Source organism: Leisingera sp. MMG026, from assembly GCF_021654205.1.
GTDB lineage: Bacteria > Pseudomonadota > Alphaproteobacteria > Rhodobacterales > Rhodobacteraceae > Leisingera.
The window spans coordinates 23146-39469 of record NZ_JAKFZM010000021.1 but is presented as its reverse complement, the minus strand read 5'-3'; the positions used below and the strand labels follow the sequence as shown (position 1 = coordinate 39469).

The window sequence follows — 16324 nt, the reverse complement described above, 5'->3', positions numbered from 1 at the left end:
GGCAGCCATGAGCGCCACGGCAGAGGAGGTCTCTGACGATGCGCTTTTGGTGCTGTTTGCCAATGGCGACGGGCGGGCAGCGGCAGAGCTGACGGCACGGCTGGGGCCGCGGGTCTTTGGCGTGGCGATGCGGGTGATGGGGATCCGCGCCGAGGCCGAGGACGTGGCCCAGGAGGCGATGCTTCGCTTATGGAAGATGGCGCCGGAGTGGCGGCCGGGAGAGGCGCAGGTCTCCACCTGGCTGTACCGGGTGGCGATGAACCTGTGCATTGACCGCAAACGGCGCACCCGTGGCGGCTATGTGGATCTGGATGCGGTGCCCGAGCCGCCGGACCCGGCGCGTTCCGCTGCCGAGGCGCTGCAGGAGGGGGCGCGGCAGGATGCGTTGCAGACGGCGCTGATGCAACTGCCCGAGCGGCAGCGTCAGGCAGTGGTGCTGCGGCATCTGGAGGAACTGTCCAACCCGGAGATCGCCGGGATAATGGACATCAGCGTCGAGGCGGTCGAAAGTCTGACCGCCCGGGGCAAGCGGGCGCTGGCCGCGGCTTTGGCCGGGCGGCGCGAAGAATTGGGGTATAATGATGGCTGACACGGATAAAACACTGCAAGAGCTGGACAATCTGTTTGCCGCCGCACGCAGTCAGCCGCCGGTGCCGGCGGACCGTCTGAATGCGGCCATCCTGGCTGCTGCGGAGCGGGTGCAAGCGGGCTTTCAGGCTGCGGCGCCGGCGCAGGCGCCCCGGCAGCCGCTGTGGCGGCAGCTGATCGAGGCGCTGGGCGGCTGGCCCGCGCTGGGCGGGCTGGCGGCGGCCAGCGCGGCGGGGTTGTGGATCGGCATTGCGCCGCCCTCCTTTGTGCCCGACCCCGTGGCGCTGGCGGGGTATGCGGACAGCAGCACCGCGCTGCCCGATGACAGCTATGACATGGCGGTGATGTTGAGCGGGGATCTGCAATGAGCACTGCATCGAACACCGGGGGCCAACCCGGAATGAAGCTATGGCTGAAACTGCTGCTGGCGGCGTCGCTGGCGCTGAACCTGGCAGTGATCGGCATCGCGGCGGGGGCGGCCTGGCGGTACAGCGGCAAGGACCGGCACTGGCAACGGCCGCCAACGGTCGGGGCGATGATCTTTCGCGAACTGGACCGCGACACCCGCAAGGCCTTGCGGGCGGAGGCGGGCGGCGGGCATGGCAGCTATTTCAAGCGCCGCCATGCTGAAGGCGCGGCGGTGATCGGCGCGCTGCGCAGCGCGGATTTTGATGCTGCTGCACTGCTGGCGGTGCTGCGGACCCAGTCAGACGCGCGCCATGTGTTCCATACCAAAGTGCAGGAGGCCTGGGTGCGCAAGCTTGAAGCGATGACCGCGCAGGAGCGGGCTGCCTTTGCCGATCGCATGGAAGAGCGGATGCAGCGGCGCGGCGGGCGCTGGCATGAGCGGCGGAAGGGACGCGATTAAGCCCGCAGGCGTGCAGCGCAGCCGTTTCCCCTTCCCCCCCTGTGTGTCTTATACACTGAAGGCAGCCCGTGGCGGCTGCCTTTTTCAGGCCGGCAAAGCTATATCGTCCAAGGGCCTTAAGCGGCCTGGATGCACTCTGGCGACAAGGTCACCTGATTGCGGCCCGCATCCTTGGCGTTGTAGAGCGCCTGATCGGCTTTTTCGACCAGTGCGGCGGTGCTGTCTTCATTGCCGCCGCCGCCCATGACGGCGCCGATGCTGATGGTGATCCTGACCGGATCGCCGGCGCCGGGCACCTGGAACGGGGTGCTGTTGATGGCATTGCACAGGGCAATGGCGGCCAGGCCTGCCTCGGCCTCGGTGGCGCCGGGCAGCACCGCCATGAATTCCTCGCCGCCGACGCGGGCCAGCAGGTCTGCCGGGCGCAGCACTGCCTGCATCCGGCGGGCGGCCTCGATCAGCACGGCGTCCCCGGCCGGGTGGCCATAAAGATCGTTGATCCGCTTGAAATGATCGAGATCGGCCAGCATGACGGCAAACTTTTCGCCATTCGCAGCGGCGGAATGGGCAACCCGGTCCAGGAAAGGTTTGGCATAGCGGCGGTTGTAAAGGCCTGTCATCGGGTCCAGCACGGCTGCCCGCAATCCGTTTCGGACACTGTCGCGCAGCCGGTCCTTGCGGGCCTTTTGCTGCAACTGGGCAGTAAGGCGCAGCTGCAGCTCCTCGGCATCAAAGCCGGACTGCAACACGTCATGGGCGCCGCGGTCCAGGGCCTCGGCGGCGATATGCGGGTCAGCCGGGTTGGGCACGGCAATCACCACCGATTTGCGGGTGGCGGCGCGGGCGCGCAGGTCAGCCAGCAGGCGCAGGCCGGGGCCGGCCGAAGCCTCGGTCAGTTCGATGATGATGGCATCGGCCACCGGCGCCTGCATCAACCCTTGGATGTCGCTGATGGAATGGGTGCGCAGGTCATAGGGCAGGCGGGCGGCGAGCCGGTCGCGCCAGGCCATTGCGTTGCGGGGATCCTGCGCCACCAGAGCAACGGAGGCATTGCGCAGATCCTCGGCGCAGGTGCGGTCGCTGAGCGGCAGGATGAAGCCGTTCGATGCGTCGCGCTGCAGGTTCAGCTCCTCGGTGCTGCTGCGGGCGCGCAGCAGGCTGCGGATACGGGCCTGCAGGATCACGTCATCGACCGGCTGCTGCAGCACATCGTCGATGCCGGCGGCCAATGCCTGCAGCCGGGCTTTGGATCCCTCCCAGTCAGAGACTGCGATCACCGGCAGATCGCCCAGTGTTTCATCCCCGGCTAACTCGCGTTTCACATCCGCAGCGCTTCCATCGGGCAGCGACATCGCGCAAAGCACCAGATCGGGGCGGTGGCGGCGGGCGGCCTGCAGCACTTCAGCGACGCTGCCGGCCTGGACCACATCGTAATAGGCAGCCGCCAGCTGCACCTTCAGCATGATGCGGTTGGTGGAGACGCCGTCGATGACCAGGATGGTGCCTTGCACGCGGTGTCCTTTCGCCTCTTGCAAATCCTATGCCTTACAGTTTTTGCTGAGACTGGTTAAGAAACCCTTTCGGATTTTTACTAAATTGGCCGCAATGCGGCAGGAGTGTGGAGAACATGCGGAATTCCGCCGATGGAGCAGAGACGCTGGCACTGAAAGCTTTGGCCTGGCTGGCCGGGAATGATGAGCTTTTACCGGTGTTTCTGGGGGCAACCGGCGCCAGCGAGGCGGATCTGCGCGCACAGGCGTCCGAGCCGGCGTTTCTGGGGTCGGTGCTCGATTTCTTAACGATGGACGACAATTGGGTGATGCAGTTCTGCGATTCCGAGGGCCTGGCCTATGAGGCGCCGATGCAGGCGCGGATGTCGCTTCCGGGCGGTGAGCAGGTGAACTGGACTTGAGATTGACCGGCCCTGTGCCTAGGGTCCGGTCCGAATCCAGCGGAAAAAGGACCCGCCATGCCTGTTGATGCTCTTCTGTTTGATAAAGACGGGACCTTGTTTGACTTTGCAGCGACTTGGGACGGCTGGGCTGCAGACCTGCTGGAAACCCTGTCCAAGGGCGATCGGGGCGCCAAACAGGCAATGGCCAAGGCGATCAGTTACGACCTGGAGCGTGCGGCATTCAATCCGGACAGCCTGGTGATTGCCTGTTCCAACGATGAAGTGGCAGAAGCCCTTGCGCCTTATGTTGCGCATATGGATCTGGCGGAGCTGACGGATTTCCTGGCGGAAAGTGCTGCCGGGGCAGAGCTGACGCCGGCAGTGCCGCTGGCGGCGTTTCTCGACAGCCTGCTGGCGCGCGGCAAGGTGCTGGGGGTGATGACAAATGACGCCGAGAGCTCTGCCAAGAGCCAGCTGCAGCGGGCAGGGGTGCTGGACCGTTTTGCCTTTGTCGCAGGATGCGACAGCGGCCATGGGGCCAAGCCGGCGCCGGATCCGCTTTTGGCCTTTTGCAAGGCTGCGGGCGTCTCTCCCGGCCGGACGGCCATGGTCGGCGACAGCCGCCATGATCTGGAAGCAGGCGCGGCGGCGGGAATGCAGCGGATCGGCGTGCTGACCGGCATGGCCCTGCGCGATGAGCTGGCGCCGCACGCCGATATCGTGCTGCCCGATATCGGCCATATCCCGGCTTGGATGGAGCGCTGATCCTCCATTGATTCCCGCGTTTTGAAACGGGGGCGCCCGTTTTTGCCGGCGTGCAGTCTTGTACGCCGGTTTTTGCTGCGGCATACTGGGCACAAGTGTACAGAAATATCCTGAACCGCCGGATCGCACGGCAAAAACGACAGCGATAGTCGGGTTTGGACTGTTTTCGGCGGGCGGGATTGGCACAGTGGGTGGCTATCGGCATTTTTGAAATTCGGATCCAGGGAGACCGGCATGGCAGACACAGGCACGCGCAAGAGGCGGGGCGGAGGCAGGGCAGGCGCAGCGGCCCGGCGCGGCAGTGCTGCGCTGGAGCAAATGCCCTGGCAGATCCCGGTCAATATCGACCGGCCGACCGAGCCATTGAGCGAGGAAAGCGTGATGGCGATCCACGAGGGCGCCATGCGTATCCTGGAAGAGATCGGCGTGGTTTTCCTGAACCCGGAAGCGCTGGAGATCTTCAAGCAGGCCGGCGTCAAGGTCGAGGGCGAACTGGTCAAAATGGACCGGGACTTTGTGATGGAGATGGTGGGCAAGGCCCCGCGCGAATTCTCGATCACGCCGCGCAACCCGGACCGGACAATCCCGCTGGGCGGCAACCACATCCTGTTCGGCAATGTGTCTTCGCCGCCGAACTACTGGGACATGGAGTTGAACAAAAAGGTGGCAGGCAACCGCGAGCATTGCCGTAACCTGCTGAAACTTACCCAGTATTTCAACTGCATCCACTTTGCCGGCGGCTATCCGGTGGAGCCGGTGGACCTGCATGCCTCAACCCGGCATCTGGATGTGCTTTACGACAAACTGACCCTGACCGACAAAGCGATGCACGCCTATTCTTTGGGCAAGGAGCGGGTCGAAGACGTGATGGAGATGGTGCGGATTGCCGGCGGGCTCAGCCATGAGGAGTTCGACGCCAAGCCGCATATGTACACCAACATCAACTCCACCTCGCCGCTGAAGCACGACTTTCCGATGATCGACGGCTGTCTGCGGCTGGCGCGGCGCGGCCAGGCAATTGTGGTGTCGCCGTTCACGCTGGCAGGCGCGATGGCGCCGGTGACCATGGCCGGTGCGGTGGCGCAGTCGATTGCCGAGAGCCTTTGTGCCATTGCGCTGTTCCAATATGTGCGCCCCGGCACTCCTTGCGTGATCGGTACGTTTACGTCGAATGTGGACATGAAATCCGGCGCCCCGGCCTTTGGCACTCCGGAATATATGCGCTCGACCCAGATGACCGGGCAGATGGCACGGTTTTATGGCTTGCCGATGCGGTCTTCAGGCGTTTGCGCCGCCAATGTGCCGGACGGGCAGGCGATCTGGGAGACCTCGAATTCGCTGTGGGCGGCGGTACAGTCGGGCACCAATATGGTCTATCACGCGGCTGGCTGGCTGGAGGGCGGGCTGATTGCCAGCCCCGAGAAATTCATCATGGATTGCGAGATCCTGCAGCAGATCGAACGCTATATGCAGCCGCAGATTTCGGCCACCGGCCCGGAAGAGATTGCCCTGGATGCAATCAGGGAGGTCGGCAATGACGGCCATTTCTTCGGCATTCAGCACACCCAGGACCGCTATTCCGAGGCCTTCTATCAGCCGTTCCTGAGCGACTGGCGCAACTACGAGGCCTGGGAGGCGGCAGGTGCGACCTGGACTGCTGAGCGCGCCCACAGGCTGTTCAAGGAGATCATCGCCGATTTCGAGGAGCCACCGATGGATGCAGCGGTCCGTGACGAACTTGCGGATTTCGTCGCCCGCCGCAAGGCCGAGGGCGGCGCACCGACAGATTTCTGAGCCACCTGGCCTATCACCAGCAGGAAAAGCGGAGGCAGCCCCTCCGCTTTTTTTTATGCGCGTTTATGCACGGGCTGCAGGTTTCGAACACAGCGTGCCGGCGGCAGGTTGGAAGCCGCCGGTTCGGCGCGGATGCACAGCAGCAGGCTTGCCTCCTGGCGCCAGCCGGTCCAGTAGGGAAAGGCGCCTGAACGGTCCAATGCGGCAGTGCAGGTGCGTGCAAATTTGAAGTTGGTATCAGATGCGGCTGGCCGCAGGGCCGGCTGCCGGACTATGGCCGCGCTGCGTATTGGGCCGGTCTCTGCTGCCGGGGGTGCAGGGTTCGTGCAAGAGTTGATAATGTCAGAAGAAACGCGCGCGGCTTATCACACAAGCTCGCTTTGTTGGTTCTTTCTTAACCTGCAGGCGTCAAGACTGTGGCAAAGGCAAAGAGGGGCCATTGTATGCACGGTCTGATCAATAGGGCGATTCAGGCTTTTGTGACCAGTACCTACGGGGCCGACCGCTGGGAAGAGGTTATGGAAGAGGCAGGGCTTGGGTTTACCGAGTTCGAGGCGATGCTGTTCTATTCTGAAGAGCAATCGAGCCAGATGCTGACGGCGATGGAAAAGGTTCTGGCGCGCCCGCTGCCGGAAATGCTGGAGGATATGGGCACGTTTCTGGTGTCCAATCCGCAAGTGGAGGCATTGCGGCGGCTGCTGCGTTTCGGCGGCGTGAATTACGTCGAGTTTTTGCATTCGCTGGACGACTTGCCGGACCGGGCGCGGCTGGCAGTGTCGGATTTGCACCTGCCGGGGCTGGAGCTTCTGGAACAGGCACCGGAACAGTTCGAGCTGGTCTGCCAGCCTGGACTGCCTGGCTATGCCTATGTTCTGATGGGGGTTCTGCGGGCGATGGCCGATGATTACGGTGATCTTGTTTTTCTGGATCACAGCGGCAGTCAGGACGGGGCAGAGGTGATTGCGATCACCCTTATCGAAACCGAGTTCGCCGCCGGGCGTGAATTTGATCTGGGGGCGCATTCCTTATGATGACTCTCGAGCAGCTGACACAGATGGCAGGCGTGGTCTGCCCGATGTACGTGATTGCCGATGCCAAGGGGCGGATCACCTCTGCCGGGCCGACGCTGAAAAAACTGCGCCCGCAGCTGACCTGGGAAGGGCGGCGGTTCTTCCGGGTGTTCGACCTGTCGCGGCCGCGTTCGGTGCGGTCCATAGAGGATCTGGTGAGAACCTCGGGGAGCAAGCTGCATCTGCAGTTCCGGGACGGGCCGCAAACCGGCCTGAAAGGCGTTTGCACGCCGCTGCCCGGCGGTCAGGGCGCTTTCATCAATCTGTCCTTCGGGATCTCCGTGCTGGAGGCGGTACGCGATTACGATCTGACCAGCGCTGATTTTTCGCCAACGGATCTGACCATCGAGATGTTATATCTGGTGGAGGCAAAATCGGCCGCGATGGAGGCGTCGCGCCAGTTGAACACGCGGTTGCAAGGGGCCAAGATCGCAGCCGAGGAACAAGCCTTTACCGACACGCTGACCGGGTTGAAGAACCGCCGGGCGATGGATCATGTGCTGGGCCGGCTGATCAACGGCGGCCGCGAATTTGCGCTGATGCATTTGGACCTGGACTATTTCAAGCAGGTCAATGATACGATGGGCCACGCGGCTGGGGATGCGGTGCTGCAGCAGGCGGCGCGGATCATGGTGGAATGCACCCGCCAGTCCGATACCGTTGCCCGTGTCGGCGGCGATGAATTTGTTATGATTCTCGAAGGTGTTCTGGATACGGCCAGGCTGGCTGCTATTGCCAAACGGCTGATCCAGCGGCTGGAAGAGCCGGTTCCGTTTGGCGCCTTGACGTGCCGGATCTCGGCCAGTGCCGGCACAACGCTGTCCACTTGGCAAAAAGTTCCGGATGCTCATCAACTGCTGAATCAAGCGGATATGGCGCTGTATGCTGCCAAACGCGCCGGACGGGCGCAGCACTTTTTTTACCGCGAAGGCATGGAAAAAGAAGACGCATGCGGCATCAGCGAGGCTGCTCAGCCGCAAGCAGCGGCACGGGGCCCGGCAGCCTGAAGGTTACCGGTTTATGAGATTGCGAGCAGGCAGTGCAGCGGCTGTCTGCCCCGGTCCTTGATTTCAGGGCCTGGGAGGAGAGCAATTTTCCTGAATATCAGCCGCCGGGGTGCAATTGGCGGCCGCGTTTTGCGCGCCATCGGGGTGTGCGATGGCAAGCCTTGCGCTGAATGCGGCATGCCATTCTCCTTATGGAAGGTTTCGGGCTGTGCTGGTTTCCAGTATTGAGAACACCCGGTACTAGGTCAGACGCAGGCACCGAAAGTGCCCCGAATGAGCCAGGGAGGCCAGGGAGGCCAGGGAGGCAAGACCGCATGGCGTGATCCGCCGCAGTGTCATGCACACAGTGTCTTATTGGGCTAGGACAGTTTCTTGAACTATAAAGCAGTCAAGCACTTCTGCACCAACCGGCTGGCTGCTGTACGTGTTCAGCTTAGGTATACATGTCAGGAGAAGTGGCAGCCCGTAGGGGAATCGAACCCCTCTTTCCAGGTTGAAAACCTGGCGTCCTAACCGATAGACGAACGGGCCACGCTGTCTGTGAGGCGGTGTTTACTGATTGCCATGACCGGGCGCAAGAGGTTTTTTGCCGAAGGCACAAAGTTTTTCCATCGCCCGTGTTCAGTTGCTAAGCGGATGAAAGAACAGGAAAAAGCCATGCTTCAGCGGCTTGGGGAAGGCGTCATCATATATGGAAAAAGTGGCAGCCCGTAGGGGAATCGAACCCCTCTTTCCAGGTTGAAAACCTGGCGTCCTAACCGATAGACGAACGGGCCACTCTATGTGTGAGCGGGTATTTAGTCGCAACAGCCGGATCCCGCAAGGGAAAAAGCGGGCCTTAGTGAAGTTTCTTGCCCGCAGAGGGTAAGTCTTTGAAAAATCAGGATTCGGCGGCATCTTCCAGGCGCAGCTGAGGGCTTTGGCGCCCGCCCCAACTGTTCACCTCCAGCCGTCCGGCAAAGTGGAAGCGGGCGCCGCCGTGTTCCAGCAGGCGGGGACCAAGCGCGGTGTCAAAGGCGCCAAAGCAGATCCCGTCCAATCCGCCGCCCATACCGTCGCTGAGGGAAATCTTCAGATGGCTTTCCCCCACCTTCTTGGCAAAGCGCACCTGCAGATCCGGCAGCGCATAGCGCGGGGCAGGGGCGCCGGCGCCAAAGGGGCCTGCCTGTTCGATCTGTTCGATCAGGTCTACCGTCGCGGCACCGGGCATCAGGGCGCCGTCCAGCTTCAGACCGGCCGGGCCGCCCTGTCCGGCGCCTTGTCTTTCCAACAGCTCCGACAGCCGTGCCATCGCCGGCTCCAGCTTGTCCCGCATGACAGTCAGGCCTGCCGCCATCTTGTGGCCGCCGCCTTTGACCAGCAGCCCCTCGGCTGCAAGCCGCTGGATCGAGGCGCCCAGGTCGACGCCGGACACGGACCGGCCGGATCCCTTGCCTTCCTCGCCATCAAAACCGATCACAACGGCGGGGCGGTTGGCGGCTTCTTTCAGGCGCGAGGCGACGATGCCGACCACGCCGGGATGCCAGCCTTCGCCAGCGGCCCAGACCAGCGGAGCCTCCAGCCCGCGGTCTTCCGCTTGTTCCAGGGCGGCGGCACGCACGGCGTTTTCAATGTCACGGCGTTCGGTGTTCAGCTCATCCAGCCGTTCGGCCAGGGCAGCAGCCTCATGCGGGTTGTCCGTTGACAATAACCGTGCGCCAAGATCGGCCTTTCCGATCCGCCCGCCGGCATTGACCCGCGGTCCCAGCAGAAAACCGAGGTGATAGGTCGAGGGTGCCGAATCCATGCGGCTGACATCGGACAGGGCCACCAGGCCGGGGCGTTTGCGCGCGCCCATGACCTTCAGCCCCTGGCGCACCAGCGCCCGGTTGGCGCCGATCAGCGGCGCCACATCTGCCACGGTGGCCAATGCCACCAGATCCAGCATGGCCATCAGATCCGGCCCCTTGGCGCCTGCTTGGCGCAGCTGCCGCCCGGCCTCAACCAGCATCAGAAACACCACACCTGCGGCGCAGAAATATCCAAGGTCGCCGCTTTCGTCCTGGCGGTTGGGATTCACCACTGCCACGCAGTCCGGCAGCGTCTCACCGCCCAGGTGGTGGTCCAGCACGATCACATCCGCGCCTTTGGCGGCAGCAATCGGCTCATGGCTAAGGGTGCCGCAATCCACGCAGAGGATCAGGTCGTGGGCGGCGGCCAGCGCCTGCATGGCGGGCACATTGGGGCCATAGCCCTCGTCAATGCGGTCGGGGATATAGAGCGTGGCCTGCAGCCCCATCTGCCGCAGCCAGACCAGCAGCAGCGCGGCCGAGCTGCCGCCATCGACGTCATAATCGGCAAAAACCGCAATCCGCTCTTTGCGCCGCACCGCGTTCAGAAACCGGGAAGCTGCCGCTTCCATGTCCTTCATTTCACGCGGATCGGGCAGCAGCTCCTTCAGCCGGGGTTCCAAAAACCCCTTGGCCTCCATCGCGGGAACCCCGCGCCGGGCCAGCACCTGGCAGACAGACCGGGGCAGGCCGGTCTGCTGCGTCATCATCCCGGAGGCGCGGTCCATCTCCACACCGGGGCCGATCCAGCGCCGCCCGGTCAAGGACTGCTCAACACCCAAAAAGCTCATGCGTTTCCCCCCATATGCAAAGGCCGGACCCAAACGGACCCGGCCCTTTCATCTTTCTTCAAATACTCCCGCCGGAGGCAGCGGCGCAAGCCGCTACCAAGCGCAACGCTCAGCCCTGATGCGGCGCCAGCGGCGTGCGGTAGGACATGCGCCGCACCGAACCGGTCTTTGAGCGCATCAAGAGGGTGGTGGTCTCAACCCAGCCCGGTGTGCGCTTGATGCTGGGCAGCAGCGAGCCGCCGGTGACGCCGGTGGCGGCAAAGATCACGTCCTGGGTGACCATCTCGTCGCGGGTATAGACGCGGTCCAGGTCGGTGATGCCCGCCTTGGCCGCGCGGCCCTTTTCGTCGTCATTGCGGAACAGGAGGCGGCCGAAAATCTGGCCGCCCATGCATTTCAATGCCGCGGCTGCCAGCACGCCCTCAGGCGCGCCGCCCTGGCCCATATACATGTCGATGCCGGTAATCTCAGATTCGGCGCAATGCATGACGCCGGCCACATCGCCGTCGGTGATCAGGCGGATCGAAGCGCCGGTTTCGCGCACCTCGGCGATCATCGCTTCATGGCGCGGGCGTTCCAGAATGCAGACGGTGATGTCGGAGGGTGCGCAGCCCTTGGCCGCGGCCAGCGCCTCAACCCGTTCGCGCGGGGACATATCCAGAGACACAACGCCGTCTTCATAGCCCGGGCCGATTGCCAGTTTGTCCATATAGGTGTCCGGTGCGTGCAGCATCGAGCCGCGCGGGCCCATGGCAATCACCGTCAGCGCGTTCGGCATGTCTTTGGCGGTCAGCGTGGTGCCTTCCAGCGGGTCCAGCGCGATGTCGACGCCGGGGCCGTTGCCGGAGCCGACTTCTTCGCCGATGTACAGCATCGGCGCCTCGTCGCGTTCACCTTCGCCGATCACCACGACGCCGGCGATGTCCAGCAGGTTCAGCTGCTCGCGCATGGCGTTCACAGCCGCCTGGTCGGCAGCCTTCTCGTCGCCGCGGCCGATCAGCGAGGCAGAGGCCAGCGCGGCCTGCTCGGCAACGCGGGCGAGGCCCAGCGACAGCATGCGGTCATGAAAAGGCGCGTCAGAAGTGTTCGATGTCATACCGGAAATCCTGTCTCAACGGGTCAGATGTGAATTGGGCGTTTAAAGCCGAATAGCGCGGGGCAGGGCAGGCTCGCAAGGGGCGATAGCGTTCACTGCGGCAGGAAAATCCAGCCGCAGGGACCAAAACCGCCGATTTCCGGTCTATCGCGACGCTCAAACCTCTTCAATGCGCAGCGCAACCGGGGTGCCGTCGACCACATCGGTGGCGGTGAGGCCGTCCAGTGCCGCATCCAGCGCGGCGCGGGTGCATTTGTGGGTGACAATCAGCACCGGTGCGGTTGGTTCGGAATGGCCGTACTGGCGCATCCGGTCGATGGAAACCCCGGCATCGCCCAGCACTGCGGCAACTTTGGCCAGCGCGCCGGGTTTGTCCAGCAGCCCCATGCGCAGATAGAACGGTGCGGGCAGGCCGGTCTGGGCGGCGGGCACTTCCTGCAGTGTTTCGGCGGGCTGGCCAAAGGTTGCAATCCGCAGGCCGCGGGCCAGGTCCAGGACATCGCCCATCACTGCGCTGGCCGTCGGACCTTCGCCGGCACCGGGGCCGCGCAGCACCACTTGTTCGATGGAATCACCCTCGATCACCACCATATTGGTGCCGCCTTCCAGCTGGCCGAGCGGGGAATTCGCAGGCACCAGGCAGGGCGACATGCGCTGTTCCAGGCCGCGGGCGGTGCGTTGCGCCACACCCAGCAGTTTGATGCGGTAGCCCATGTCGGCGGCGGCGTGGATGTCTTCCAGCTGGATGCGCTGGATGCCTTCCAGCTGCACGTCGTCAAAGGCGGGCTTGGTGCCGAATGCGATCGAGGACAGCAGCGCCAGCTTGTGGCCTGCGTCGATGCCGCCCACGTCCAGGTTCGGATCGGCCTCCAGATAGCCGAGACGGCCGCATTCCTCAAACAGGGCATTGTAGCCCTGGCCGGTGGCCTGCATCTGGGTAAGGATAAAGTTGCAGGTGCCGTTCATCACGCCCATGACGCGGGTAATCTCATTGCCGGCCAGACCTTCGGTCAGCGATTTGATCACCGGGATGCCGCCGGCCACTGCAGCCTCGAACCGGATCACCCGGCCTGCGGTCTCGGCCTGTTCGGCCAGCGCCTGGCCATGGATCGCCAGCAGCGCCTTGTTGGCGGTGACCACATCCTTGCCCGCGGCAAGTGCGGCCTCGGTTGCGGCTTTGGCGGCGCCTTCATGGCCGCCCATCAGCTCGACAAACACATCCACGTCGTCGCGCACGGCCAGCGCCACCGGGTCGGTTTCCCAAGCGTAATCCTTAAGCGATACACCACGGTCCTTATTGGCGTCGCGGGCAGACACCGCGGTGATCACAACGGGGCGTCCGGTCCGTGCCTCCAGCAGCGCAGCATGGCGGCGGATGATCTTCACCACGCCGATGCCAACCGTGCCCAAACCTGCAATCCCAAGACGAAGCGGTTCTGTCATAGCTGGAGGTCCTTTGTTCCGAAATGCTCAGGCCCCGCCTTAGCGGGTTCGGCGCGGGCGTGCAACGCTGCTGCCGCCTGCCTGCGGCACATGCGGAAGGGAAAGCCGGGAACGGCCTAGGATCCGGCGTTTTTCACCGCCTCGGCGCGGCGTTTCAGCCGGGCGCTGCGGGCGTCAAGCTCATCCTGCAGGTCTGCGCCGGCCTGCTGCGGCGGGTCGAGCGGTTCCAGCGCGTCATCCAGCGGCAGCAGTTCCGGATAGCCTGCGCCGCGCAGATCCGGGGTCAGCCGGTCCTCCAGCTCGGGCACGCGGGTGCAGGCGGCTGCCGCCGTCAAAGCCAGAAGACATGTAATCCGGACCCAAACCTGCATTGTACGAAATCCTGTGTTTTATCCTGGAGGTTCTAAGGTGTCCGGGGCCGCCGTACAATTGCTTTCCCGCCTGCATGTGCCGGGATTGGCCTGGCCGGGCCGCCGGGTTCAGGAACAGGACCTCTTTCGGGCATTCTCTCTCTTTTTTCTGAACGCGTGTTCAGTTACGGTCCGGGTATGGCACGTACCCAAGGCTCCCATTCCGATATCACCGGACCCAAAATCCGCGAGGCCGCATTGCGGCTGTTTGCGCAGCATGGCTATGCCGCCGTCTCAATGCGTCAGATCGCCAAGGAGGTGGGGGTGCAGGCCGGGGCGCTGTATAACTACACACCGGACAAGCAAAGCCTGCTGTTCAACCTGATGCAAGGACATATGGTGGAACTGCAGGCGGCCTGGGACGCGGTGCCGCGGGCCGCGGGCGCGGCAGAGCGGCTGCGGGCCTTTACCGGCTTTCACATCCGCTTTCACCTGGAGCGCCCGGATGCGGTGTTCATCGCCTATATGGAGCTGCGCAACCTGACGGAGGAAAATTTCTCCGCCCTCGAATCGCTGCGCCGGGATTATGAGAACGGCGTGGAGGCGATCCTGAAAGAGGGGGTGGAGCAGCGTGTGTTCCGTATTCCCGATACCAAAATCGCCACACTGGCGGTGATTGCGATGCTGAACGGGGTCAACACATGGTACCGTTCCGAGGGTCGCCTGACGCTGGATGAGGTAGAGAAGGTCTATTGGGGCATGGTGCAAAAAGCGGTCAGCGCATGAGCTTGCTGGATCTGCAAACCAGCCGTCTGCGGGCGGTGCCATGGCGGAATCTGACTGATGCCGAAATGGCGGAGCTCTTTGCGCCGAAAGTGGTGCAATGGCTGCCCTCCGGGTTTCAGACCCCAGAAGACGATGGCGCCCGCCGGGCGTTTCTGGAGGCGGTCTCGCAGCAAGCCGAGGTGATTGCCCTGCGCGAAACTGCGGGGCAGGGTATCGGGCTGGTTATTTTTTCCTTTCCTGACAAAGGCGCAGCCATCCGGAACCTTGGCTATCTGTTTGCCGAAGCTGCCTGGGGCCAAGGGCTGGCCAGCGAGCTGCTTGGGGGCTTGCAGGCTCATTTCCGCGGCAGTGGCGTGACGATCAGCGGCGGGGTCATGCAGCAGAACGCGGCCTCGGCCAGGGTGCTGGAAAAAGCCGGTTTCACACCCGGGCCGTCGGGCACCGAAACTGTTTACAGCTGGCGTGCCGGCGGCTGACTGCGGCAGGTCTGTCAGCTCAACAGCCCGATCATATCGTAATGGTCGATCTGGCGGCTTAGCACCATCGGGTCTTCCTCCGGCAGCACATGCGGCTGCTCCCAGTTCTCGCCTGCAAAGGCCTGCAGCGCCTCGATGCTCTCCCAGACCATGACGACGCAGAAGGTGGCAGGCGAGTCCGGCCGCGGCAGCCCGGCGGTGACCGAGACCAGCCCCGGCTGGCGGCGCACATGCGGAATGGCGCTGCCGGTCAGAAAGGCCTTGAAGTCCTCGATCCTGCCCTCGCGGACGGTGGCACGGAACACCCGGATAATCATCACTCCCCCCCAACGCTTATTGGCGCAGGGAGTATAGCATACCGCGTCCGTTTTGGCGGACGCGGTTTTCCCTGTGCGCGGGCCTGCGCCGCGCACAGGGAATAGCGGGCAGCGGTTTTCCGGGTCAGTGCGCGGGCCTGCGCCGCGCACAGGGAAAAGTGGGCACCGGTTTTCCCGATCAGTGCGCGGGCTTTATAAATGTCCCGTTGCGCAGGTCGCGGAAGGCCTGTTGCAGCTCTGCCTGGGTATTCATCACGATGGGCCCGTGCCAGGCTACCGGCTCGTGGATCGGCGCGCCGGAGATCAGCAGGAAACGCACGCCCTCGGGGCCCGCCTGGACGGTGATCTCATCGCCGGTGCCAAAGCGGATCAGGGTACGGTCGCCGGACAGGTCGCGGATGTTGACCTCTTCGCCTGCCACTTCTTTTTCCAGCAGCACCCCTTGCGGCGCTGAAGCGTCAGCAAAAGCCGCCTGGCCTTCGAACACATAGGCAAAGGCGCGGCGGTAAGTGTCGATCGGCAGAGTCTTTTTCACACCCGCCGGAATAAACACATCCAGATACTGCGGATCGGCGGCAATACCGTCCACCGGGCCGCGCTTGCCCCAGAAATCTCCGACAATCACTTTCACCCGTGTGCCGTCGTCTTCGATGATTTCAGGGATCTCGGTGCCGCTCACATCCTGATAACGCGGCGCGGTCATTTTCTCGCTGGCAGGCAGGTTGCCCCAAAGCTGGAAACCATGCATCTGGCCTTGCGCGTTGCCCGATGGCATCTCCTGATGCAGGATGCCAGAGCCGGCGGTCATCCACTGCACGTCGCCTGCACCCAGGGTGCCCGCATTTCCCAGCGAGTCGCCATGTTCGACCGTGCCGGACAGCACATAAGTTATGGTCTCGATGCCCCGGTGCGGATGCCAGGGGAAGCCGCGCAGATAGTCTTCGGGGTTTTCATTGCGGAAATCGTCGAACAGCAGGAACGGGTCCAGCTCCGACGGATCCTGAAATCCGAAGGCGCGGTGCAGTTTCACGCCGGCGCCCTCGGTATGGGGCTGTGCCGGACGGGTTTCGAGTATCGGTCTAAGGGACATCTGCCTGTCTCCTGGGTTTTATTGACTGACGGCAAGATAGGCTGTGCGGTGCCGCTGGAAAACGGGCGTTGAAACACGGCTTCTGTGCGTGTGCGAACGGAGCGCTCCAGCCCGCAGGGCTGCCCGGCCCAACGGGGTGCGGCGCCGCAGGCGCCAAGGC

The 16324-nt window shown here is 63.6% G+C and carries 17 protein-coding genes and 2 tRNA genes; 10 read left to right on the top strand and 9 right to left on the bottom strand.

Features of this window, described 5'->3' with window-relative positions:
• Positions 1-7: 7 nt before the first annotated feature.
• Genes L1069_RS13185 through L1069_RS13175 form a run of 3 tightly spaced genes read left to right on the top strand, consistent with a single transcriptional unit; the run spans position 8 to position 1456 of the window.
• On the top strand, positions 8-589 hold the full coding sequence (locus L1069_RS13185; RefSeq protein ID WP_237455969.1) for an RNA polymerase sigma factor: 582 nt from the start codon (positions 8-10) through the stop codon (positions 587-589).
• Positions 582-956 carry a hypothetical protein gene (locus L1069_RS13180; protein WP_237455968.1) on the top strand — a complete coding sequence of 125 codons (375 nt, stop codon included), beginning with the start codon at positions 582-584 and terminating at the stop codon, positions 954-956. Before L1069_RS13185 ends, L1069_RS13180 begins: the two co-directional genes overlap by 8 nt.
• Positions 953-1456: a periplasmic heavy metal sensor gene (locus L1069_RS13175; protein WP_237455967.1), complete on the top strand. Its 504-nt coding sequence runs from the start codon at positions 953-955 to the stop codon at positions 1454-1456. The genes L1069_RS13180 and L1069_RS13175 overlap by 4 nt, the downstream gene beginning before the upstream one ends.
• A 116-nt stretch (positions 1457-1572) precedes the next feature.
• Here L1069_RS13175 and L1069_RS13170 read toward each other — a convergent pair whose 3' ends face one another.
• The gene (locus L1069_RS13170) at positions 1573-2967 is read right to left on the bottom strand and encodes a diguanylate cyclase (protein WP_237455966.1); all 1395 of its coding nucleotides are present in this window, start codon (positions 2965-2967) and stop codon (positions 1573-1575) included.
• 116 nt (positions 2968-3083) lie between these two features.
• Between L1069_RS13170 and L1069_RS13165 the strand changes: the two genes are divergently transcribed.
• The 5 genes from L1069_RS13165 (at position 3084) to L1069_RS13145 (ending at position 7986) form a co-directional block, all read left to right on the top strand.
• The gene (locus tag L1069_RS13165) at positions 3084-3368 is read left to right on the top strand and encodes a DUF3572 domain-containing protein (protein WP_129371603.1); all 285 of its coding nucleotides are present in this window, start codon (positions 3084-3086) and stop codon (positions 3366-3368) included.
• 57 nt (positions 3369-3425) lie between these two features.
• Positions 3426-4115: an HAD family hydrolase gene (locus tag L1069_RS13160; protein WP_237455965.1), complete on the top strand. Its 690-nt coding sequence runs from the start codon at positions 3426-3428 to the stop codon at positions 4113-4115.
• A gap of 234 nt (positions 4116-4349) precedes the next feature.
• Positions 4350-5909 (top strand): trimethylamine methyltransferase family protein, encoded by a 1560-nt coding sequence (locus tag L1069_RS13155; RefSeq protein ID WP_237455964.1) that lies wholly within the window; start codon positions 4350-4352, stop codon positions 5907-5909.
• Between the two features lie 443 nt (positions 5910-6352).
• Positions 6353-6940, top strand: a complete 588-nt coding sequence (locus tag L1069_RS13150) for a heme NO-binding domain-containing protein (RefSeq protein WP_129371600.1) — start codon at positions 6353-6355, stop codon at positions 6938-6940.
• The gene (locus tag L1069_RS13145) at positions 6937-7986 is read left to right on the top strand and encodes a GGDEF domain-containing protein (RefSeq protein WP_129371599.1); all 1050 of its coding nucleotides are present in this window, start codon (positions 6937-6939) and stop codon (positions 7984-7986) included. The genes L1069_RS13150 and L1069_RS13145 overlap by 4 nt, the downstream gene beginning before the upstream one ends.
• A gap of 456 nt (positions 7987-8442) precedes the next feature.
• On the opposite strand, the gene L1069_RS13140 is transcribed toward L1069_RS13145, so the two are convergent.
• The 6 genes from L1069_RS13140 to L1069_RS13115 form a co-directional block, all read right to left on the bottom strand.
• A tRNA-Glu gene (locus tag L1069_RS13140) sits at positions 8443-8517 on the bottom strand.
• 170 nt (positions 8518-8687) lie between these two features.
• A tRNA-Glu gene (locus L1069_RS13135) sits at positions 8688-8762 on the bottom strand.
• 104 nt (positions 8763-8866) lie between these two features.
• Positions 8867-10606, bottom strand: coding sequence for a single-stranded-DNA-specific exonuclease RecJ (gene recJ, locus L1069_RS13130; RefSeq protein ID WP_237455963.1), 1740 nt, complete (start codon positions 10604-10606; stop codon positions 8867-8869).
• Positions 10607-10715: 109 nt separating this feature from the next.
• Positions 10716-11702 (bottom strand): class II fructose-bisphosphatase, encoded by a 987-nt coding sequence (gene glpX / locus L1069_RS13125; RefSeq protein WP_129371597.1) that lies wholly within the window; start codon positions 11700-11702, stop codon positions 10716-10718.
• A 156-nt stretch (positions 11703-11858) separates the two neighbouring features.
• A complete protein-coding gene (locus L1069_RS13120; RefSeq protein ID WP_129371596.1) occupies positions 11859-13145 on the bottom strand; it encodes a homoserine dehydrogenase in 1287 nt (428 codons plus the stop codon).
• A 116-nt stretch (positions 13146-13261) separates the two neighbouring features.
• Positions 13262-13516: a hypothetical protein gene (locus tag L1069_RS13115; RefSeq protein WP_237455962.1), complete on the bottom strand. Its 255-nt coding sequence runs from the start codon at positions 13514-13516 to the stop codon at positions 13262-13264.
• Positions 13517-13693: 177 nt separating this feature from the next.
• Here L1069_RS13115 and L1069_RS13110 point away from each other — a divergent pair, with 177 nt between their 5' ends.
• Together L1069_RS13110 and L1069_RS13105 are read left to right on the top strand one after the other, a co-directional pair.
• Positions 13694-14281, top strand: coding sequence for a TetR/AcrR family transcriptional regulator (locus L1069_RS13110; protein WP_237455961.1), 588 nt, complete (start codon positions 13694-13696; stop codon positions 14279-14281).
• A complete protein-coding gene (locus L1069_RS13105) occupies positions 14278-14757 on the top strand; it encodes a GNAT family N-acetyltransferase (protein WP_237455960.1) in 480 nt (159 codons plus the stop codon). Before L1069_RS13110 ends, L1069_RS13105 begins: the two co-directional genes overlap by 4 nt.
• 14 nt (positions 14758-14771) lie before the next feature.
• On the opposite strand, the gene L1069_RS13100 is transcribed toward L1069_RS13105, so the two are convergent.
• On the bottom strand, positions 14772-15074 hold the full coding sequence (locus tag L1069_RS13100) for an antibiotic biosynthesis monooxygenase (protein WP_237455959.1): 303 nt from the start codon (positions 15072-15074) through the stop codon (positions 14772-14774).
• Between the two features lie 178 nt (positions 15075-15252).
• On the bottom strand, positions 15253-16164 hold the full coding sequence (locus tag L1069_RS13095; protein ID WP_237455958.1) for a pirin family protein: 912 nt from the start codon (positions 16162-16164) through the stop codon (positions 15253-15255).
• Positions 16165-16324 lie beyond the last annotated feature (160 nt).